At 63.4% G+C, this 18,653-nt stretch carries 21 protein-coding genes; 11 read left to right on the forward strand and 10 right to left on the reverse strand.

Going from position 1 to position 18,653, the window contains the following annotated elements:
- The first annotated feature begins 26 nt into the window (after nucleotides 1-26).
- Together ACP691_RS18260 and ACP691_RS18265 are read left to right on the forward strand one after the other, a co-directional pair.
- On the forward strand, nucleotides 27-1,025 hold the full coding sequence (locus ACP691_RS18260) for a methyltransferase (RefSeq protein ID WP_426152156.1): 999 nt from the start codon (nucleotides 27-29) through the stop codon (nucleotides 1,023-1,025).
- Nucleotides 1,026-1,310: 285 nt separating this feature from the next.
- Nucleotides 1,311-1,895, forward strand: a complete 585-nt coding sequence (locus ACP691_RS18265) for a TMEM165/GDT1 family protein (protein WP_426152158.1) — start codon at nucleotides 1,311-1,313, stop codon at nucleotides 1,893-1,895.
- Here the strand turns inward: ACP691_RS18265 and ACP691_RS18270 are convergent.
- The 4 genes from ACP691_RS18270 to ACP691_RS18285 all read right to left on the reverse strand — a co-directional run bounded on the left by ACP691_RS18270 (nucleotide 1,892) and on the right by ACP691_RS18285 (nucleotide 3,866).
- Nucleotides 1,892-2,713 carry a M48 family metallopeptidase gene (locus ACP691_RS18270; protein ID WP_426152160.1) on the reverse strand — a complete coding sequence of 274 codons (822 nt, stop codon included), beginning with the start codon at nucleotides 2,711-2,713 and terminating at the stop codon, nucleotides 1,892-1,894. The genes ACP691_RS18265 and ACP691_RS18270 overlap by 4 nt on opposite strands.
- 70 nt (nucleotides 2,714-2,783) lie before the next feature.
- Entirely contained in the window at nucleotides 2,784-3,407 is a 624-nt protein-coding gene (locus ACP691_RS18275; protein WP_426152162.1) for an SOS response-associated peptidase, read from the reverse strand.
- A gap of 16 nt (nucleotides 3,408-3,423) precedes the next feature.
- Nucleotides 3,424-3,684: a putative signal transducing protein gene (locus tag ACP691_RS18280; protein WP_426152283.1), complete on the reverse strand. Its 261-nt coding sequence runs from the start codon at nucleotides 3,682-3,684 to the stop codon at nucleotides 3,424-3,426.
- Nucleotides 3,684-3,866 (reverse strand): CPXCG motif-containing cysteine-rich protein, encoded by a 183-nt coding sequence (locus tag ACP691_RS18285; protein ID WP_426152164.1) that lies wholly within the window; start codon nucleotides 3,864-3,866, stop codon nucleotides 3,684-3,686. The genes ACP691_RS18280 and ACP691_RS18285 overlap by 1 nt, the downstream gene beginning before the upstream one ends.
- Nucleotides 3,867-3,940: 74 nt before the next feature.
- On the opposite strand from ACP691_RS18285, the gene ACP691_RS18290 reads away from it, so the two are divergent.
- A complete protein-coding gene (locus tag ACP691_RS18290) occupies nucleotides 3,941-5,110 on the forward strand; it encodes a 1-acyl-sn-glycerol-3-phosphate acyltransferase (RefSeq protein WP_426152166.1) in 1,170 nt (389 codons plus the stop codon).
- Between the two features lie 81 nt (nucleotides 5,111-5,191).
- Nucleotides 5,192-5,398, forward strand: coding sequence for a hypothetical protein (locus tag ACP691_RS18295; RefSeq protein ID WP_426152168.1), 207 nt, complete (start codon nucleotides 5,192-5,194; stop codon nucleotides 5,396-5,398).
- A 135-nt stretch (nucleotides 5,399-5,533) separates the two neighbouring features.
- Here ACP691_RS18295 and ACP691_RS18300 read toward each other — a convergent pair whose 3' ends face one another.
- A complete protein-coding gene (locus ACP691_RS18300) occupies nucleotides 5,534-6,118 on the reverse strand; it encodes a YajG family lipoprotein (RefSeq protein WP_426152170.1) in 585 nt (194 codons plus the stop codon).
- 723 nt (nucleotides 6,119-6,841) lie between these two features.
- On the opposite strand from ACP691_RS18300, the gene mqo reads away from it, so the two are divergent.
- Nucleotides 6,842-8,353: a malate dehydrogenase (quinone) gene (gene mqo / locus ACP691_RS18305; protein ID WP_426152172.1), complete on the forward strand. Its 1,512-nt coding sequence runs from the start codon at nucleotides 6,842-6,844 to the stop codon at nucleotides 8,351-8,353.
- A 48-nt stretch (nucleotides 8,354-8,401) separates the two neighbouring features.
- Here the strand turns inward: mqo and ACP691_RS18310 are convergent, their stop codons facing one another.
- From ACP691_RS18310 to ACP691_RS18320, 3 genes are all read right to left on the reverse strand, one after another.
- A complete protein-coding gene (locus tag ACP691_RS18310) occupies nucleotides 8,402-8,695 on the reverse strand; it encodes a PA4642 family protein (RefSeq protein WP_426152174.1) in 294 nt (97 codons plus the stop codon).
- 60 nt (nucleotides 8,696-8,755) lie between these two features.
- Nucleotides 8,756-9,229: a hypothetical protein gene (locus ACP691_RS18315; protein WP_426152176.1), complete on the reverse strand. Its 474-nt coding sequence runs from the start codon at nucleotides 9,227-9,229 to the stop codon at nucleotides 8,756-8,758.
- Nucleotides 9,230-9,298: 69 nt separating this feature from the next.
- Nucleotides 9,299-9,856 carry a hypoxanthine-guanine phosphoribosyltransferase gene (locus ACP691_RS18320; RefSeq protein ID WP_426152178.1) on the reverse strand — a complete coding sequence of 186 codons (558 nt, stop codon included), beginning with the start codon at nucleotides 9,854-9,856 and terminating at the stop codon, nucleotides 9,299-9,301.
- A gap of 150 nt (nucleotides 9,857-10,006) precedes the next feature.
- Here ACP691_RS18320 and upp point away from each other — a divergent pair, with 150 nt between their 5' ends.
- Together upp and ACP691_RS18330 are read left to right on the forward strand one after the other, a co-directional pair.
- Complete coding sequence (gene upp / locus ACP691_RS18325; RefSeq protein WP_426152180.1) at nucleotides 10,007-10,645, forward strand: uracil phosphoribosyltransferase; 639 nt, start codon at nucleotides 10,007-10,009, stop codon at nucleotides 10,643-10,645.
- A 2-nt stretch (nucleotides 10,646-10,647) separates the two neighbouring features.
- The gene (locus ACP691_RS18330) at nucleotides 10,648-11,895 is read left to right on the forward strand and encodes a uracil-xanthine permease family protein (RefSeq protein WP_040261328.1); all 1,248 of its coding nucleotides are present in this window, start codon (nucleotides 10,648-10,650) and stop codon (nucleotides 11,893-11,895) included.
- 76 nt (nucleotides 11,896-11,971) lie between these two features.
- Here ACP691_RS18330 and hemH read toward each other — a convergent pair whose 3' ends face one another.
- Together hemH and ACP691_RS18340 are read right to left on the reverse strand one after the other, a co-directional pair.
- A complete protein-coding gene (hemH, locus tag ACP691_RS18335; RefSeq protein WP_426152182.1) occupies nucleotides 11,972-12,994 on the reverse strand; it encodes a ferrochelatase in 1,023 nt (340 codons plus the stop codon).
- 13 nt (nucleotides 12,995-13,007) lie between these two features.
- Nucleotides 13,008-13,910, reverse strand: a complete 903-nt coding sequence (locus tag ACP691_RS18340; RefSeq protein ID WP_426152184.1) for a TIGR01777 family oxidoreductase — start codon at nucleotides 13,908-13,910, stop codon at nucleotides 13,008-13,010.
- Between the two features lie 200 nt (nucleotides 13,911-14,110).
- Here ACP691_RS18340 and ACP691_RS18345 point away from each other — a divergent pair, with 200 nt between their 5' ends.
- The 4 genes from ACP691_RS18345 (at nucleotide 14,111) to ACP691_RS18360 (ending at nucleotide 18,604) form a co-directional block, all read left to right on the forward strand.
- Nucleotides 14,111-15,097, forward strand: coding sequence for an NAD(P)/FAD-dependent oxidoreductase (locus tag ACP691_RS18345; RefSeq protein WP_426152186.1), 987 nt, complete (start codon nucleotides 14,111-14,113; stop codon nucleotides 15,095-15,097).
- Nucleotides 15,098-15,213: 116 nt separating this feature from the next.
- Entirely contained in the window at nucleotides 15,214-16,203 is a 990-nt protein-coding gene (locus tag ACP691_RS18350) for a YbgA family protein (protein ID WP_426152188.1), read from the forward strand.
- Nucleotides 16,204-16,206: 3 nt separating this feature from the next.
- On the forward strand, nucleotides 16,207-17,154 hold the full coding sequence (locus tag ACP691_RS18355; protein ID WP_426152190.1) for a MerR family transcriptional regulator: 948 nt from the start codon (nucleotides 16,207-16,209) through the stop codon (nucleotides 17,152-17,154).
- 7 nt (nucleotides 17,155-17,161) lie between these two features.
- Nucleotides 17,162-18,604 (forward strand): cryptochrome/photolyase family protein, encoded by a 1,443-nt coding sequence (locus ACP691_RS18360; RefSeq protein WP_426152192.1) that lies wholly within the window; start codon nucleotides 17,162-17,164, stop codon nucleotides 18,602-18,604.
- Nucleotides 18,605-18,653 lie beyond the last annotated feature (49 nt).

Below are 18,653 nucleotides of genomic sequence, written 5' to 3' on the forward strand. Positions count from 1 at the left end.
TCGGCATTTTTGCCAGGAACTTGCCAATGGACCCGCGCAGTGAAGTGCTGCTTCGCCAGGCCTCTCTTTTCGAAGGCCGTGTTCTGCTGGCCGGGCTGCCCGCCGATGGCCTGCTCGGCCAGCTACCCCAAGCCCTTGGCTGGAGCTGGAACGCGGCGGATCACGCCGCCCTGTCTGCGCGCTACCCCCAGCGGACAGGCTTTGGCGTGACGCCGCCGAGCCAAGACTTCACGGCCGCGGTGCTTTTCCTGCCCAAGGCACGAGAATTGTCCGGCTACCTGTTACAGGCGCTTGCCGCCCGCCTAGCCGGGCACAGCCTGTTCCTGGTGGGCGAGAAGCGCGGCGGCATCGAAGGCGCGGCGCGGCAATTGAACAGCTTCGGCCGCGCCCGCAAGCTCGACAGCGCCCGTCATTGTCAGCTGTGGCAGGTGGATATCGAGCAGGCACCGGCCGCGCCAGACCTGGAGAGCCTTGCCCAGCGCTTTACTCTCGAAGTGGAGGGGGCGGCCAGCCTGAACGTGGTCAGCCTGCCCGGGGTGTTCAGCCATGGTCGACTGGACCGGGGCACTCGCTTGCTGCTGGGGCAACTGGACGCCCTGCCCCTGGGCCACATGCTCGATTTCGGCTGCGGTGCCGGCGTGGTGGGCGCGGTGCTCAAGCGTCGCTACCCACAGGCGAGGGTAACCTTGCTGGACGTGGATGCCTTTGCCGTGGCCAGCGCTCGCCTGACCCTGGACGCCAATGGTCTTGACGCGCAGGTGACCTGCGGCGATGGCATTGCCGCGGCGCCCGAAGGGTTGAGCGCAATCGTCAGCAACCCGCCCTTCCATACTGGCGTGCACACCGACTACCGCGCCAGCGAGGCGCTGTTGCAACGAGCCAGGGAGCACCTGGCGCCGGGCGGCCAGGTTCGCATCGTGGCCAACAGTTTCCTGCGCTACCAGCCCTTGCTTGAAGCCCATCTGCGCGAATGCAAGGTACTGGCCGAAGGCGATGGCTTCCGCGTCTACCAGGCCGCGCGCTGAAAGCGCTTGCGCTTTGGGGGGCGGCTAGGCAGAATCCGCTCCGTCCTAGGGGAGTAGTCTCCATGGGGTTCAGGTAGCGCAGCTCAAGTCACGGCTCAATGTCGGCAGGGCAGCCTGAATCCTGGCATGCGTCAACATACTTGGCCCTCAGGCCATGGCGCTGCGACCTCCGTGCCCATCCGTGGCACCGGCCGGTTTGACAAGACCTATGACACGTTCACCTTACCCGGGGCGGGGAGGCTGTACGTGTCATAGCTGTGTTGACCCGCCCCTGTAGGAATCGTGATGCTCGAATCGCTCCTTGTCCCTACCGGCGTGGTAGCGCTCGCCGAAATCGGTGACAAGACCCAACTGCTGGCACTCATCCTGGCCGCGCGTTTTCGCAAGCCCTGGCCGATCATCGCCGGAATCATCGCCGCTACCCTGGCCAACCATGCCGCGGCAGGCGCCGTCGGTGCCCTGGTCAGCAGCTACCTGTCCGATACCGTCCTGCACTGGATACTGGCCGCCAGCTTCACCGCCACCGCCCTGTGGACCCTGGTGCCTGACAAGATCGACGACGATGAGACCCGCACCGGCAAGGCCCATGGCGCGTTCGTCACCACCTTGATCGCGTTCTTCCTGGCCGAGATCGGCGACAAGACCCAGGTCGCCACGGTAATGCTGGCGGCGCAATACCCGCATCTGATTCTGGTCGTCATCGGTACCACCCTCGGCATGCTGGCCGCCAACGTGCCCGTGGTGCTCGCCGGCAACTTTGCCGCCGACAAACTGCCGCTGACCCTCATCCGCCGGCTGGCGGCCCTGTCCTTCTTCGTACTGGCCGCGTTCGCCGTCTATGAAGCAATGAAGGTCAGCGGCTGGGCTTAACTTTTGCGGGCCGCTTGGTACAGGGGCTGAACCTTGGGAATGGCCGCTTCCAGCGCGGCGATGCGATTGGCGCTGGAGGGGTGGGTACTGGTGAATTCCGGCGGTGCGTTGCCCGACTCGGCCGCGGTCATTTTTTTCCACAGGCTGATGGCCGCATTGGGGTCATAGCCTGCCCGGGCTGCCAGTTCCAGGCCTAGGAGGTCCGCTTCGTTTTCGTTGGCGCGGCTGTTGGGCAGGGTCAGGCTGTATTGCACCACCGTATCGGCCAGGGCCAGGCTGTCCTGGCTCAAACCCAGCAACGCCCCCGCGCCCGTGCGGGCCATTTCGATGCCATAGGCCTTGGACATGGCCTCCCGACCATGCTCGCGCAAGGCGTGGGCGATTTCATGACCCATCACCGCGGCCAGTTCGTCATCGCTGAGCTTGAGGGTGTCGATCAGGCCGGTGTACACGATGATTTTCCCGCCAGGCCCGCAGTTGGCGTTGAGCTCATCGCTCTTGATCACATTCACTTCCCAGTTCCACTGAGCCGCGTCCGGTCTCAGTTTCGGGGCCTGGGCAATCAGGCGGTCAGCCACCGCCTGTACCCGCTTGGCTTCACTGCTGCCCTTGTCCAGCACACCCTTGCCCGAAGCCTCGGACAGGGTTTGCTGATAGGACTGAGCGTACATCTGGTTCACCTGCTCGGTGGAGAGCATGCTGAACATGTATTGCTTGCGCTCCACGCCTACGGCGTCGCCGCTGGTGGTGTTGACCGCCTGGCAGGCCACGAGCAGCAGGCTGCTGGCCAGGACGGAAAGGATGAACGGTTTGCGCATGGAAGGCTCCCTGTGGCTACAGAGCGCCATGCTAGCAGCAAGGTAACAGGCTGGACACAATGCGCGATCTTCACACTGCCGGCGTCAGGCACTCCGGGGCATTGAGCTTGGGATCGTTGACCAGGTTGGCCAGCGGCCGCTCCAACAGCGGCGCTGGCGGCTGGGCCAGCACCGAATGCAGCCGGGGCAAGGGCATCGCAGGGTCCAGCCAAGCGGCTTGGGCCGCCTCGTCCAGAATGATGGGGCGGCGCTGGCTGGCCGCGGCCTGGGTGACGATGGCCATGCTTAACCACACCTGCTCCTGCACAGGAAAGGCCTCCCAGACGGCGGCAAAATAGAGAAACGAGCCTTGGGCCGGAGTGAGCCAGTAAGGCCGCTTGCGCACCGTGCCTCGCCATTCGTAGAAACCATTGGCCGGCACCAGGCAGCGCCGGGCGCGAAAGGCTTCGCGGAACATCGGCTGCTCGGCCAGGGTTTCGGCCCGGGCATGAGCGGGGGTCCGTGACATATCGGTCAACCAGGGCGGCGTAAGCCCCCAGCGCGCCGGGGCCAGCGCGTGCGCATCCGCCTCGGCCCGCAGGATAAGCACCTGCTGGCCTGGGGAAATATTCCAATGGGCCTGGTGCCCTGCCGGGAAACCTGGCAGGCCAGCGAAGGCCGGAGCCCATCGGAACAACGCAAAACGACCGCACATGCAAACGCACTCCAGCTCAGCACAACAGGGTACCTGGGTAGCTGTCCGGCTCGTCGGCAGGCAGCACCAGCGCGGCATTGTACGCACCGATCAGCGACCGCGCGCGCTCGGCCTGCTCGTCGGCCACCAGTAGCCCCAGCAAGCCAAGCGCGGGTAACTCCCCTACCCCGCCCACTAGATGGCGGCCGCTCAGGTGGGCCTGGATGCCTTCATTGCCCAGCATGCTGAGCAGCATCTCGGCTTCCAGCAAGGTCTCGGGCTCATAGACACGGCGCATCATTCGTTCTCGCCGCGCACGCTCAGCGACCAGCGTTCGCCATCGGTGACCAGGTGAAACTCCAGAGGGCGGCAGCATACCGGGCAGTCTTCGATGTAAGTTTGCTCGTCAGCGGAAAGGTCCAGCACCGCTTCCACGATTTCTCCACAGCATGGGCATTGGTACCGCTCGGTTTCCAGCATCGGGCTACCCCTGCAAGTTATGCGTATAATGGTGAGCTTGTTTATAACCCTAGCCGTTTCCTACAAGAGAACATATGGGCGAATTCGATGCCATCCGGCCCTACGACGATTCCGAGGTCAAAGCTGTCCTGAGCCGCCTGCTGGGCGATCCGGCCTTCCTGGACATCCTCACCCGCTTTCGCTTTCCCCGCTTCGCCAATACCCTGGGCTGGGCGCTGCGGCCGATGATCGCGCGCAAGCTGCGCCGTGAGTTCGCCGGCATCGAAAGCGTGGCAGCCTTGCAGGACAAGGTCGAACTCTATGTGGACCATACCATCGAGCGCGCCACCGATGGGGTGACCTATACCGGCGTGGAGCAGCTGCAGCGCGGCAGTGCCTACCTGTTGCTGGCCAACCACCGCGATATCGTGATGGACCCGGCGTTCGTCAACTATGCCGTGTACCACGCCGGCCTGCCGACCCCGCGTATCGCCATCGGCGACAACTTGCTGCAAAAGCCCTTCGTCAGCGACCTCATGCGCCTGAACAAGAGTTTCATCGTGCACCGCTCGCTCACGGGACGGCGGGAGAAACTGGCGTCCTATCAACTGCTGTCGGCCTACATCAACCATTCCCTGCGCACCGATTGCCAGTCGGTATGGATCGCCCAGGCCGAGGGGCGGGCGAAGGACGGCGATGACCGTACCGATTCGGCCATCCTCAAGATGTTCCACATGAGCCGCAAGGACGAGCCCTTCGCCGAGGTGATCCGTTCCCTGAACCTGACACCGGTGTCCATCAGCTACGAATACGACCCCTGCGACCTGGCCAAGGCCCGGGAGCTTTACATTCGCTCCACTACCGGCGGCTACGTGAAGGCGCCCGGGGAAGACGACATCAGCATCGCCCAGGGCATCACCGGCTACAAGGGGCGGGTGCATATCAATTTTTCCGCTCCCATTACCACCGCATTCGAGGATGCGCGGTTGCTGGCAGCGGAAATCGACCGCTGCGTGCTGGGCGGGTACCGCTTGTTCCCGGTTCATTACCTGGCCTATACCCAGTGGGAGGGCGCGGATCCGACGCTGGCAGTGCCGACCGCGGACCGCCTGTTCGGGCGGGATGAGCTGGAAAAGGCCCAGGCGGAGTGGGAGCGTCGGCTGCAAACCTGCCCCGAGGAACATCGACCCTGGTTGGTCGCCCAGTATGCCTGCCCCGTGCGCAACCAGTACCGGGTCAAGGCCGGCCTACCGTTGGACAGCTGACGACCTGTCGTCATACAACGGTCATCGAAGCCCGTCAGGCTGTGCGACCACATTGGAACCACAGTTCGACGGAGCCCCGACATGCTGCACGCCCACAATCAGGATCGCCTCTACCTCATCACCCCCAGCGAGGAGCAGGAAGCGCTGATCGATGGCCTGGCGGTCAATGTGCAGGATTCCGGCTGGCTGGTCTATTGCGCCCTGGGGGGCCGGGCGCATCGGCACTGGCCAGAAGTGGACGCCGACACCGGGATCAGTCTGCTGGACTGGCGCATCGAGGCGGCATGACCAGGAGCGCCAGCGGAGCCGGCGGATGTTCAGCTCACTGCCAGTCCCTAGCTGCCGTTAGCTCCCACAAGGAACAGGCATTGAAGATCGAGAAGGCCTCCATCTCTGCTGCCCGCTGCCCGTTCCCTCTCCAATTTACTGCGACAGTTTCTGGCCGATGGTCGGGTCCTTGAACAGGCGAGTCAGCGCGTCGCTCAGAACATCGCCTACCAGCTTGTTGTTGGTTTCCTGGTTCGGGGCCATGCCGAAGCGTTGATCCAGCGACGCCGAATAGCGCCCGCTGTAACGACCGCTGGCGTTCTGCACGTCCGCACGGAAGGTGGCGCCAATGGTGGCTTCGGTCACGTACATCTTGTCCTTGGGCGATTGGTACTTCAGGTCGGCCAGGGTGATGGTCAGCTGCGGTGCGTTATAGGCGCTGGCATTTGGCGTGAAGCCCAGCAGGCGCACGGCGGCTTCGGCCTGGGCCTGCAACTTGGGCAGCAGATCGGCGCCATTGACCGAGACCGCACTGGTATCCGGATACAGCCCGCCACGAGTGCCCAGGGTCGGCGAAGGCCGGCCATCGACCACCCGAACCACTACCGGTTGGCCGTGACCCACGGGCGCGAGTTGCTCGCTGATTCGCGGCTGCGGGTTGAGTTGCTGAGGGCTGTTGGCGCAGCCCGCCAGGGCCAGGGCGGAGGCAGCGATCAAACCGAACAACAGACGTGGCAACATGCGCGGGATCTCCAGAAATAGGCACGAGGCGCCAGTATAACGAAACGCCAGTCACTGCTCATCAAAAGGCCGGCGCCCCAGATAAAAGCAGGGCGCGGGCCGATGCTCGATGATTGTTGTTCAGACAGTGGTGAACTTTTACCGGTTCCAGCAGCTATTTTCCCCAGTAGATCGCTATAATCTGGCCCCGATTACAAGGATGTCTCCTGATCGGGCCCCGCTGCCTTGCCGACACTCACCGTCGCTTTCCAGCGCCATCGACAGAGAGGCTTCCACGGGTCGGTGGCGCGGTGTGCCTGCATCCGCCACACGACCTCGGAGCCTGGCCCTCGCGGCCGTGCTCCCTTTGAGGTTCAAGACTCCAAAAGAGCGTGGAAAACACACGGTTTTCACAACTTCACGAGAGTGTGGCGAGCAAAAAATGAACAACATTGCGTCAGCAAGCAAAGCCTTAACGTTCCCGTTTCAGTCATCACGCCGGGGTATGACTTCCCGGTGATCCACTCCCGCCGCCCTCGCCTTGGACCATTGGTCTATTGCCCCCGGCCTTCGCCCGTGCGTACATGGGCGCATCGCCGGGGTCTGAGGCGCAGGGCAGCGTGAGCGCAGAAGAATCGGCCATGGCCTTTGGCGGCTCCCTGCCTCCCCGCGTCGATGCGGGCCTGCGGAGCAACCGGGATCCTTGGCTGTCTATTTGATGCAGAAGATTTTGGAGATGCGTTAATGGCGCAGAACGAAGCAGTCGACGTGGTCCTGGTCGGGGCCGGTATCATGAGCGCCACCCTCGCGGTGCTGCTCAAGGAGCTCGACCCCACGCTGCGGCTGGAAGTGGTCGAAGCAATGGATTCCGGCGCGGCGGAAAGTTCCAACCCCTGGAACAACGCCGGTACCGGGCATGCAGGCCTCTGCGAACTGAACTACACGCCGCAGGCCGCGGACGGCTCCATCGATATCAAGAAAGCGGTGCAGATCAATACCCAGTTCGAAGTTTCCAAGCAGTTCTGGGCTTACCTCACCGGCAAGGGTGCGATTCCTTCGCCCAAGGCGTTCATCAACCCGGTTCCGCACCTGAGCTACGTGGCCGAAAGCGGCATTGCCTACCTCAAGAAGCGCTACGAGAGCCTCAAGCCCCACCACGCGTTCGCCGAGATGGAGTACACCGAGGACCACGCCAGGCTGGTGGAATGGATGCCGCTGATGATGGACGGCCGTCCCACGACCGAGCGACTGGCGGCAACCCGTGTGGCCAAGGGTACTGACGTCAACTTCGGTGCCTTGACCAACCTGCTGCTGGCCCATCTGGCAAGCACCAGCGACGCTCAGGTCAAGTATTCCAAGAAGGTCGTCGGCCTGCGCCGTCGCAACGGCGGCTGGACCTTGGACGTCAAGGACGTGCACAGCGGCAACACCCGCCAGCTCGATGCCCGCTTCGTTTTCCTTGGCGCCGGTGGCGCCGCGCTGCCGTTGCTGCAGATGTCGGGAATCGAGGAAAGCAAAGGCTTCGGTGGCTTCCCCGTCAGCGGACAGTGGCTTCGCTGCGATAACCCCGAAATCGTCAACCGGCACCAGGCCAAGGTCTACAGCCAGGCGGCGGTAGGCTCGCCTCCCATGTCGGTACCGCACTTGGACACCCGGGTCGTGGATGGCAAGAAGTCGCTGTTGTTCGGGCCCTATGCCGGTTTCACCACCAAGTTCCTCAAGCACGGCTCGCTGATGGACCTGCCATTGTCGGTACGCATGGGCAATATCGGCCCCATGCTGGCCGTGGCGCGTGACAACATGGACCTGACCAAGTACCTGGTGAGCGAAGTGATGCAGTCCATGGAACAGCGCCTGGAGTCCCTGCGGCGCTTCTATCCAGAAGCCAGGGCCGAGGACTGGCGCCTGGAAGTGGCCGGGCAGCGGGTGCAGATCATCAAGAAGGATCCGAAGAAAGGCGGTGTGCTGCAGTTCGGCACCGAGCTGGTCTCGGCCAGGGATGGCTCGCTGGCCGCCTTGCTCGGCGCCTCTCCTGGCGCGTCCGTGACGGTGTCGATCATGCTGGAGCTGATCGAGCGCTGCTTCCCCGAGCAGTACCGCTCCCAGGCCTGGACCGACAAGCTCAAGGAAATCTTCCCCGCGCGGGAAAAGGCCCTGGCGACGGACGCTGCCCTATACCGGGAAGTGTTCGACCGCAACAACGCCAAGCTGGACCTGGCCTCCGCTGGCCAGGCGGACGGCGAGCGCTACGCCTGACCCAAGGCCGCGCCGCTTCGGTCCAGGCTGAAGCGGCGCCCGGCGGGTTTATGCCGAAGTCGCCGCCTTGCGAACGATCTCGATGTACTCCTCGGCATTGCGCTGGTCCTGGATCTGCGCGATGAAGTCCTGCCCTCGCGCATCCTTGGCGTTGAGGTCATAGCCGGCCTCCACGAAAAAGCCCACGAAGCGTTCGAAGTCGTCCACCCGCAGCCCGCGATAAGCTTTCACCAGCTTGTGCAGCGAAGGCGGCGTATCGTCGGCGGGTTCCACGCCCAGGAACAGCTTGATCTGTTCATCGCCGATCTCGTCTCCGATGATTTGCTTCTTGTCTTTACGCATTGCCTGTTCACCTTGTGGATAACCCGAGGGGCGGCAGTGTACCGCCGCCCTACCCCCGGCTCAACGGACCTTGACCGCGCCCGTGTGCAGGTCGGCCCAGACATGGCCGTTGGGGTAAGTGAGAAACTGCACATACACCTGGTCGTTGCGTAGCATGTCCATGAGCACGCGGTACTGGTTCAGTGGATAGCTCAGGCTCAGTACGTGGGTCTGTTCGTCGAAGGTCGGCCGCTTCAGGCTTTTGCTCTCGGCGTCGAAGGTGACGATCACCAGGTTGAGGGTAGTGCCCTTGCTCAGCGGCTTGCCTTTCAATCGCAAGGCCACGGGGGCAGTGACCGGTATTGGCTGCTGATTGGAAAGGCGCTGGTTGCCGGCCACCAGGCTGAACTCTGTGACCTGAAGCAACTGTTGCTGCTCAGGCTCGCCTTGGCGAAGCCCCTGGTCGTCCGGCGGCAGGTACTGTTCATGCAGCGGCGCGGCCGCCAGGGGCATCGAACAGGCAAGCATCAGCAAGGCGGGAAGAACGAGGCGCATGGCAGGCTCCGAAGCGAGGCCTGCCACTGTAACACCATCACCGCTGCCGAAGCATAGGGTGCGCCGGCCTTACAGACCCTGGACGGCGTAGATCCCAGCGGCGTTGCGCCAGTAGCCCTTGTAGTCCATGCCATAGCCGAAGATGAAACGGTCTACGCACGGCAGGCCAACGAAGTCTGCCTTCAGGTCCGGGCTGGCCTTGCGGTCATGCGCCTTGTCGATCAGCACTGCCGTATGCACGGCGCTGGCCCCGGCGTGACGGCAGAAATCGATGATGGCGCTGAGGGTATGCCCCTCATCCAGAATGTCATCGATGATCAGCACATCACGATCGATGAAGGAGATTTCCGGCTTGGCTTTCCAGAACAGGTCGCCGCCACGGGTTTCGTTGCGGTAGCGAGTGGCGTGCAGGTAGCTGGCTTCAAGGGGGAAGTCCAGGTGGGTAAGCAGTTTGCCGGCGAAGATCAGCCCGCCATTCATCACGCAGAACACCACCGGGTTACGGTCGGCCAGGCGCGCGCAGATTTCCTGGCCCACGCGGGAAATGGCCGCCTCCACCTCTGCTTCGGTGTACAGGCAGTCAGCCTCGCGCATGACTTGACGAATGTGCTCGAGATCTGCGGGCATGGCGCTCTCCAGGGGGGTCCGGGTAAAAGGCGGCAAAGGTACGCATCCGGGCCGAACGAATCAAGGGTTTCTGGACTAACGTCCAGACATTGGACTGTGGATAGATTAATCTACCGCGCATTTTTCAGACCCCCTCGGAGATGTTTTCCCATGCCCATTCGCGAAATCCGCCACCCGCTGATCCGTCATAAACTGGGATTGATGCGCCGTGCCGATATCAGCACCAAGAATTTTCGCGAGCTTGCACAGGAAGTGGGTGCTCTATTGACGTACGAGGCCACCAAGGACCTGCCTCTGGAAACCTATGAAATAGACGGCTGGTGTGGCCCGGTCCAGGCGGAGAAGATCGCCGGCAAGAAAATCACCGTGGTGCCGATCCTGCGCGCCGGCATCGGCATGCTCGACGGCGTGCTCAGCCTGATCCCGGGCGCGCGGGTAAGCGCCGTAGGCGTGGCCCGCAACGAAGAAACCCTGCAGGCTCACACCTACCTGGAAAAACTGGCCACCGGCATCGAGGCCCGCCTGGCGATGATCATCGATCCCATGCTGGCCACCGGCGGCTCCATGGTCGCCACCATCGACCTGCTCAAGAAGGCCGGCTGCAAGGACATTCGCGCCATGGTGCTGGTGGCCGCGCCCGAAGGCATCGAGGCCGTGGAAAAAGCTCATCCGGACGTGCAGATCTACACGGCATCCATCGATGAGAAGCTCAACGAACACGGCTATATCATCCCTGGCCTGGGTGATGCGGGCGACAAGATCTTCGGCACCAAGCAGAAGGACGCCTGAGCATGTCGGACGAGTATAAAGATCCGCTCTGGCGACAGGTGATCTCCGGCGCCCAGATGCTCTTCGTAGCCTTCGGCGCCTTGGTGCTGATGCCCTTGATCACCGGCCTGGACCCCAACGTCGCGCTGTTCACGGCCGGGCTCGGCACCTTGCTGTTCCAACTGGTCACCGGCCGCCAGGTGCCGGTGTTCCTGGCCTCCAGCTTTGCCTTCATCACCCCGATCATCCTCGCCAAGGGCCAGTTCGGCCTGGCCGCGACCATGGGCGGCGTAATGGCGGCCGGCTTTGTGTACACCTTCCTCGGCCTGGCCGTGAAGATCAAGGGCACAGGCTTCATCGATCGCCTATTGCCGCCGGTGGTAATCGGCCCGGTGATCATCGCCATCGGCCTGGCCATGGCGCCGATCGCCGCCAACATGGCCATGGGCAAGGCAGGCGACGGCAGCGAGCTGATCCCCTACCGCACCGCCATGCTCATCTCCATGCCCGCCCTGCTGACCACCTTGATCGTGGCCGTGTTCGGCCGTGGCCTGTTCCGCCTGGTGCCCATTCTCGCCGGAGTGATCGTCGGCTTTGCCCTGGCGTTCTGGTTCGGCGTGGTCGATACCGCGCGCATCGCCGCCGCGCCTTGGTTCGGCCTGCCCCATTTCACCGCCCCGGAATTCAATCTCCAGGCGATTCTGTTCATTGTCCCGGTAGCCTTGGCGCCGGCCATCGAGCACATCGGCGGCGTGATCGCGGTAGGTAGCGTGACGGGCAAGGATTACCTGCGTACCCCTGGCCTGCACCGCACGCTTCTGGGAGACGGCCTGGCCACCACCGCCGCCGGCCTGTTCGGCGGCCCGCCCAACACCACCTACGCCGAGGTCACGGGCGCGGTGATGCTGACCAAGAACTACAACCCGAAGATCATGACCTGGGCGGCCATCTTCGCCATCAGCCTGGCTTTCATCGGCAAATTCGGGGCCTTGCTCGAAAGCATCCCGGTACCCGTGATGGGCGGGATTCTCTGCCTGCTGTTCGGCTCCATCGCCGCGGTAGGCATGAACACCCTGATTCGCCATCAGGTTGACCTGAGCGAAGCGCGCAACCTGGTAATCGTTTCCGTAACCCTGGTCTTTGGAATCGGCGGCGTCCTGATCGGCACCGGTCCGGGCCCAAGCGACTTTGGCCTCAAGGGCATCGCCCTGTGCGCCCTGGTGGCCATTGCCCTCAACCTGCTGCTGCCCAACCGCCGCCCCGCGGCCTGACAGGCGTCGAGGCTGGCGAGCCGTGTATATCCCATGCACGCTCGCCAGCTTTCATCACTCCCGGGACCTTACCAGCCTAACGAGGCAAGGTCTCGCATAGCGTGGCCAGCGCATCGGCCCATTGGCTGTTGTCGTTCAGGCAGGGCACCAGCACCAGCTCCTCGCCACCGGCCTCCTTGAACTGCTCCGCGCCACGGATGCCGATTTCCTCCAGGGTTTCGATGCAATCGGCAACGAACGCCGGGCACATCACCAACAGACGCTTCACACCCTTGGCTGCCAGCGCATCCAGCCTGGCCTCGGTATAAGGCTCGATCCACTTGTTCTTGCCCAGCCGCGACTGGAACGATACGGACCATTTGCCTTCCGGCAAACCTGCGCGCTCTGCGAAGGCGCGGGCGGTCTGGATACACTGGCCGCGATAGCACACGGCCCGTTCTGCGGCGGTCGCATCACGGCAGCAGTCCGCGTCAGTCAAGCAGTGACGGCTGCCTTTGGGGAGCAGCTTCTTGATATGGCTTTCCGGCAAGCCATGGAAACTGAGCAGCAAATGGTCGAAGTCGTGCTCCAGCCAGGGCTGCGCGCTGGCGGCGAGAGCATCGAGGTACGCTGGCTGATCATAGAACGGCGGCAATATTTTCAGGGCCAGTGGCACCCCCTGCTCCCGAATGACCTGGCGTGCAAGCTCCACGGCGGTGGTAACGGTGCTGTCAGCGAACTGAGGATAAAGGGGCGCGAAGGTCACCGTTTGGATGCCGCGGCTGGCCAGCTCGGCCAGCATCCGCTCGATGGAGGGTTCACCGTAGCGCATGGCGATCTCCACCGGCCCATGGGCCCAGCGGGACTGCATCTGGGCCTGCAACCGACGGGTCAGCTCGACCAGGGGCGAGCCCTGGTCCCACCAGATGGAGTGGTAGGCATGGGCCGATTGCTCCGGCCGCCGTATGAGGATCAAGGACACCAGCAGCCGCCGCAAGGGCCAGGGCAGGTCGATGACGTAAGGGTCCATCAGGAACTGATTGAGGTAACGCCGTACGGCCTCCACCTCGGGGGCGTCGGGTGAGCCCAGGTTGACGAGCAACAGAGCGTGAGTGGTCATGCGGGGTCCTAATTCATGAGCGGTGCAAAAGGTCTTCCAATGCTGGCTGCAGGTCGGGAAATCCAAATTCGAAACCGGCCTCTTCCAGACGCCGGGGCCGTACCCGCTGCCCACCGAGCAGCAAGCCGGACAGCTCGCCCAAGCCCGTCTTGAGCACCAGGCCGGGTATCGGTATCACCGCTGGCCGATGCAGCGCCTTGCCCAGGCGGCGGGCGAACTCCCGGTTACGAACCGGTCGCGGCGCGCAGGCATTATAAGGACCGCTGGCATCAGGGGCGTTCAACAAAAAATCAATCAACGCGATTTGATCGGCGATGTGCACCCAGGGCATCCACTGCCGACCGTTGCCCAAAGGCCCGCCTAGCCCGAGCCGGAAGGCTGGCAACAGCTGGCGCAGCATTCCACCCTCAGCGCTGAGCACCAGCCCGGTACGCAGCAGCACGACCCGGATGCCAAGGGCTTGGGCACGCTGGGCGGTTTCTTCCCATGCGATGCACAGCTGGCTGGCGAAGTCTTCGCTGACTGGCGGCGAGTCCTCGTCGAGTTGCCGCTCGCCACCATCCCCATACCAGCCGACAGCGGAGCCGGAAATCAGTAGTCGCGGCCGCCGTGGCTGAACATCGAGCCACGCCAACAATTGCTCGGTAAGCGCCACCCGGCTCGCCCACAGCAGGTTGCGCCGGTGCCGTGTCCAGGGGCGCTGGGCAATGGGCGCGCCGGCGAGGTTGATCACCGCATCCACCGGTTCGCTGTGGAGTTCTTCGAGCTCTCTTACCGCGCGTACCCGGTGGCCACAGCGCTGGGCCACCCGCTCCGGGTGGCGGCTCCACACGGTCAGGCGATGGCCCAAGCCTACCCAGTACCGACATAGCTGCGTGCCGATCAAGCCGGTGCCACCGGTCAGCAGGATGTGCATAGCGGTCTTTCTCCTTGCGCCCGAAACCAATGGGTGATCGTCTATTTTTGCTTGTGCGAGGCACTAATTACCAAGGTCGATCTCAGATTAACCATAGGCCGACAGACAGAAGACAATGAAACCAGGCTTATACTAGTTTTTCCGATTGTACAGGTTTTATTGCCAAAGCCTGGCATTCGAGAACTCGTAAAGAGGGCACTATGACCGTACCAATCGCAATCATCGGCGCCGGCATCGCTGGGTTGTCCGCTGCCGGCGCACTGGTGAAGGCAGGCCAACGCGTACACATCTTCGATAAAAGCAGAGGCCCTGGCGGCCGCATGTCAAGCAAGCGCAGCGAGGCCGGCTCGCTTGACCTGGGCGCCCAATACTTCACCGCGCGTGACCGCCGCTTCGTGAGCCAGCTGCAAAGCTGGCAGGCCGAGGGGCACGTCGCTGAATGGGCCCCGATGCTGTTCAACGCCAAGGGTGGACAGCTCAGTCCCTCGCCGGACGAACAGACGCGCTGGGTGGGCACCCCGCGCATGGGCGCATTGACTCGCGCCATGATCAGTGACTTTCCAGCCGTCTACGGCTGTCGTGTGACGGAAGTGTTTCGGGGCAAGGACTACTGGCACCTGCTCGATGGCGAGGGGGCCAGCCATGGGCCTTTCAGCCAGGTCGTATGCGCGGTGCCCGCCCCGCAGGCTACGCCCTTGCTGGCCGCCGCGCCCAAGCTGGCCGCCGTGGTGGCCGGCGTGAAAATGGACCCAACCTGGGCGGTGGCGCTGGGATTCGACAACCCGCTGGACACCCGTATGCAGGGCTGCTTCGTGCAGGACAGTCCGTTGGACTGGCTGGCCCGCGATCGCAGCAAGCCGGGCCGCGCCAGTGCCGGCGATACCTGGGTACTGCATGCCACCAGTGAGTGGAGCCGCGAACACATCGACCTGAGCCGGGAAGCGGTCATCGAGCACCTGCATGGGGCTTTTGCCGAGCTGGTCGGCTGCGCCGTGCCATCGCCCTCCTTCGCCCTTGCTCATCGCTGGTTGTACGCGCGGCCTGCGGGCAATCATGAATGGGGCGCGCTGGGCGATGCGGACCTGGGCATCTATGCCTGTGGCGACTGGTGTTTGTCCGGCCGGGTAGAGGGCGCCTGGCTCAGCGGCCAGGAGGCCGCCCGGCGACTGCTCGAGCATTTGCAATAGCGAGCCGGCAAGATCGCCTGAGGCTTGCCGACGAGGCCTTGACAACGATTGCATGGAACCTATGATCGCACTGCTGTACAAATAGATTAGTTTGTATAACTTGTCACGAGGTTGCCATGCGTGATTGTCCCAGTGCGGACCTGCCGTCCCTGCCCGAGGGCTTCCGCCCCAAGTTGGCCATCAGCGCTTGCCTGGTCGGCGAAGAAGTGCGCTACAACGGTGGTCACAAGGTGTCCAGGTTCTGTACGGGCGTGCTGGGCGAACACATGGATTTCGTGCCGGTCTGCCCCGAAGTGGCGGTGGGACTGGGGGTCCCCCGCGAGCCGATTCGCCTGGTAGGCGACCCTGAACGTCCCCAGGCCCGCGGCAGCGTGCATGCGAGCCTGGATGTCACCGCGCCGCTGCTCCGTTATGGCGAGAAAATGGCCGGCTCGCTCGAAGATATCTGCGGCTACATCTTCATGCACAAGTCACCCTCCTGCGGCCTGGAGCGGGTGAAGGTCTACCGGGAAGACGGCGTCACCCTGCCGGGTACCGGACGCGGCCTGTACGCCCAGGCGTTCTGCGCGGCGCGGCCCGACCTGCCGGTGGAAGAAGACGGCCGCCTGTGTGACCCCGTACTACGCGAGAATTTCCTGGTACGGGTGTACGCCTATGCCCAATGGCAGCTACTGTTGGCTACCGGTTTGACCAAGGGGCGTCTGCTGGCTTTCCATGCTCGCTATAAGTACCAGCTCATGGCCAATCATCCTCAGCAGTACAAGGCTCTCGGCCGCCTGCTAGGCTCGATGGGCCGTGCCGAGGTCGACGAGATCGCCCCCAGGTACTTCAGCCAGCTGATGGCCGCCTTGCGTCGCTGTGCCACTCGGGGAACACACGCCAACGTCCTGCAACATATTGCAGGTTACCTGCGAAGCTCACTGGACAGCCCAGGCCGTCAGGAAGTCGCGCAGCTGATCAGTCAGTACCGGCAAGGCATGGTGCCCCTGGTAGTGCCCCTTACCTTGCTCAAGCACCTTTTCCGCTTGCATCCGCACCCCTACATCCGCGACCAGGTGTACTTGCAACCCCACCCTGAAGCCCTGAGCCTGCGCAATGCGATCTGACCTATGACTGCACTACCGGAACCCGACTTCGATACGCTTGGCGCTGACGCTGCGCTGCCTGACAATGCCGTGGCCCTGGGCTGGCTACCGATACGCGAAGTAGCCAGGCGCACAGGCGTAAACCCTGTGACGCTACGTGCCTGGGAACGTCGCTACGGGCTGGTGGTACCGCATCGCACCCCGAAAGGGCACCGGCTGTATTCACCAGAGCATCTTGAACGCATCCACAGGGTTCTTACGTGGTTGAACCGAGGCGTGTCGGTAAGCCAGATCAAGGCCTTGCTCGATACCCCGGAACAGCGCCTGGCGGCTCCCACGCCCAGCGATTGGGTGCCACTGCGCGAAAACCTTGTGCGTGCCATCGGCGAGCTAGCCGAACGCCGGCTGGATGAGCTGTTCAACCAGGCCATGGCCCTTTATCCACCTACTACTCTGTGCGAGCGCCTGATGCTGCCATTGCTCAGCGACTTGCACCTGCGCTGGCAGCACCAGTACGGCGCCCAGCTCGAGCAAGCGTTTTTCCACGGCTGGCTGCGCAGTAAGCTAGGTACGCGGCTTTATCACAACAACCGTCAACTGAGCGGGCCACCGCTGCTGCTGATCAAGCACAGTGACGTCCCGTTCGACCCTGAGCTGTGGCTGACCGCATGGCTGGCCAGTAGCGCCGATTGCCCGATCGAAGTGCTCGACTGGCCATTGCCGGCAAGCGAAATAGCCCTGGCCACCGATCGCCTGGCTGCCCGTGCCCTGGTGCTTCACTCGGCACGCCCGCTGCAGTTGGATAACCTGGCTCGCGTCCTGGCCGGTTGCCCTTGCCCGGTCATGCTGGCGGGGCCGGCCGTGATCATTCATGGCCAGGCACTCAAGGAACGCGCTGACCTGCGCGGGCTACTCCAGGCCAGCGACCCCTTGGCCGCGCATCTGACGCTACGGCAACACAGTCTGTTCTAGGAATTCCATGAGCCATCCCTCCCCGCGCCAGCTGGTCTGGCTGCGTACCGACCTGCGTCTGGAAGATAACCCCGCCTTGCTTGCTGCCTGCCAGGCAGGGCCCACCGTGGCCCTGTTCGTGATAAGCCCGGCCCAGTGGCGGGCCCATGACGACGCCGACTGCAAGGTCGACTTCTGGCTGCGCAACCTGCGCGCATTGCAGCCCCAGTTGGCGAAACTGAACATCCCCTTGCTGGTACGGACCCTTGACTACTGGAAAGAGGCCCCCGCGCTGCTTTCGGCGCTCTGCCAAAAAATTGGGGCAGTTGCCGTGCATTGCAACGAAGAATACGGGATCAACGAGCGCACCCGTGATCAGGCTGTACAAACCGTGCTCACAGCCAAGGGTATCGGTTTTTCCAGCCACCTGGATCAGAGTCTGTTCCGGCCCGGTACGGTGCTCACCCGCACAGGCGGCTATTACCAGGTGTTCGGTCAATTCCGCCGTGCCTGCATGGAGCAGCTCTACCACGGGCTGCCCAGCGTAGGTGGCAAGCCCCGGGCACAGGCGCCCCTCGATCTGCCCAGCGACCCTTTACCCGAGCGGCTGGAAGGCTTCGCCGCTACGTCGAAGGTCATCCGCGCGCATTGGCCCGCAGGTGCCAAGGAAGCTTCGCGCCGCCTGGAGACCTTCGTCGATGGCATCATCGACGACTACCATGTGGCGCGGGACTTGCCCGCGCGCCCCGGCACCAGCGAATTGTCCGCCTATCTGAACGCGGGCGTAGTCTCGGTACGCCAGTGCCTGCATGCGGCATTGAGGGCCAATCAGGGTGAGCTGGAAAGCGGCAAGGCCGGGGTGACCACCTGGGTAGGCGAGCTGATCTGGCGAGAGTTCTACAAACATATCCTGGTCGGCTACCCACGCGTCTCGCGTCATCGAGCCTTCAAGCCCCATACCGAGGCCCTGCCGTGGCGAGACGCACCGGAGGACTTCGCCGCCTGGGCCGAAGGCCGGACCGGCATTCCCATCATCGACGCCGCCATGCGGCAAATGGCGACCATCGGCTGGATGCACAACCGATTGCGCATGCTTGCGGCAATGTTTCTCAGCAAGAACCTGTTGATCGACTGGCGCTTGGGGGAACGCCACTTCATGCGGCATCTGATCGATGGAGAACTGGCGGCCAATAACGGTGGTTGGCAGTGGAGCGCTTCGACTGGAACCGATTCGGTGCCCTACTTCCGCGTGTTCAACCCCGTCAGCCAGTCGGCACGCTTTGACCCACAGGGCGTGTTCATCAAGCACTGGGTGCCCGAATTGCAGTCGCTGGCACCGAAGGATGTTCATCTTCCTCGGCAAGGGCAAAGCCTTGCTTCGGGCCTGGATTATCCATTGCCGCGGGTAGACTTGGGAGAGAGCCGGGCGCGCGCGTTGACGGCTTTCAAGAACCTGCCGCGCGTTCGATAGCAGACCTGAAAACGAAAAAGCGGCCTTTTCTGGCCGCTTCTTCGTTCAT

Origin of the sequence: Pseudomonas sp. DC3200b2, from assembly GCF_049895785.1 — a bacterium.
In the GTDB taxonomy this organism is placed as follows: Bacteria; Pseudomonadota; Gammaproteobacteria; order Pseudomonadales; family Pseudomonadaceae; genus Aquipseudomonas; species Aquipseudomonas massiliensis.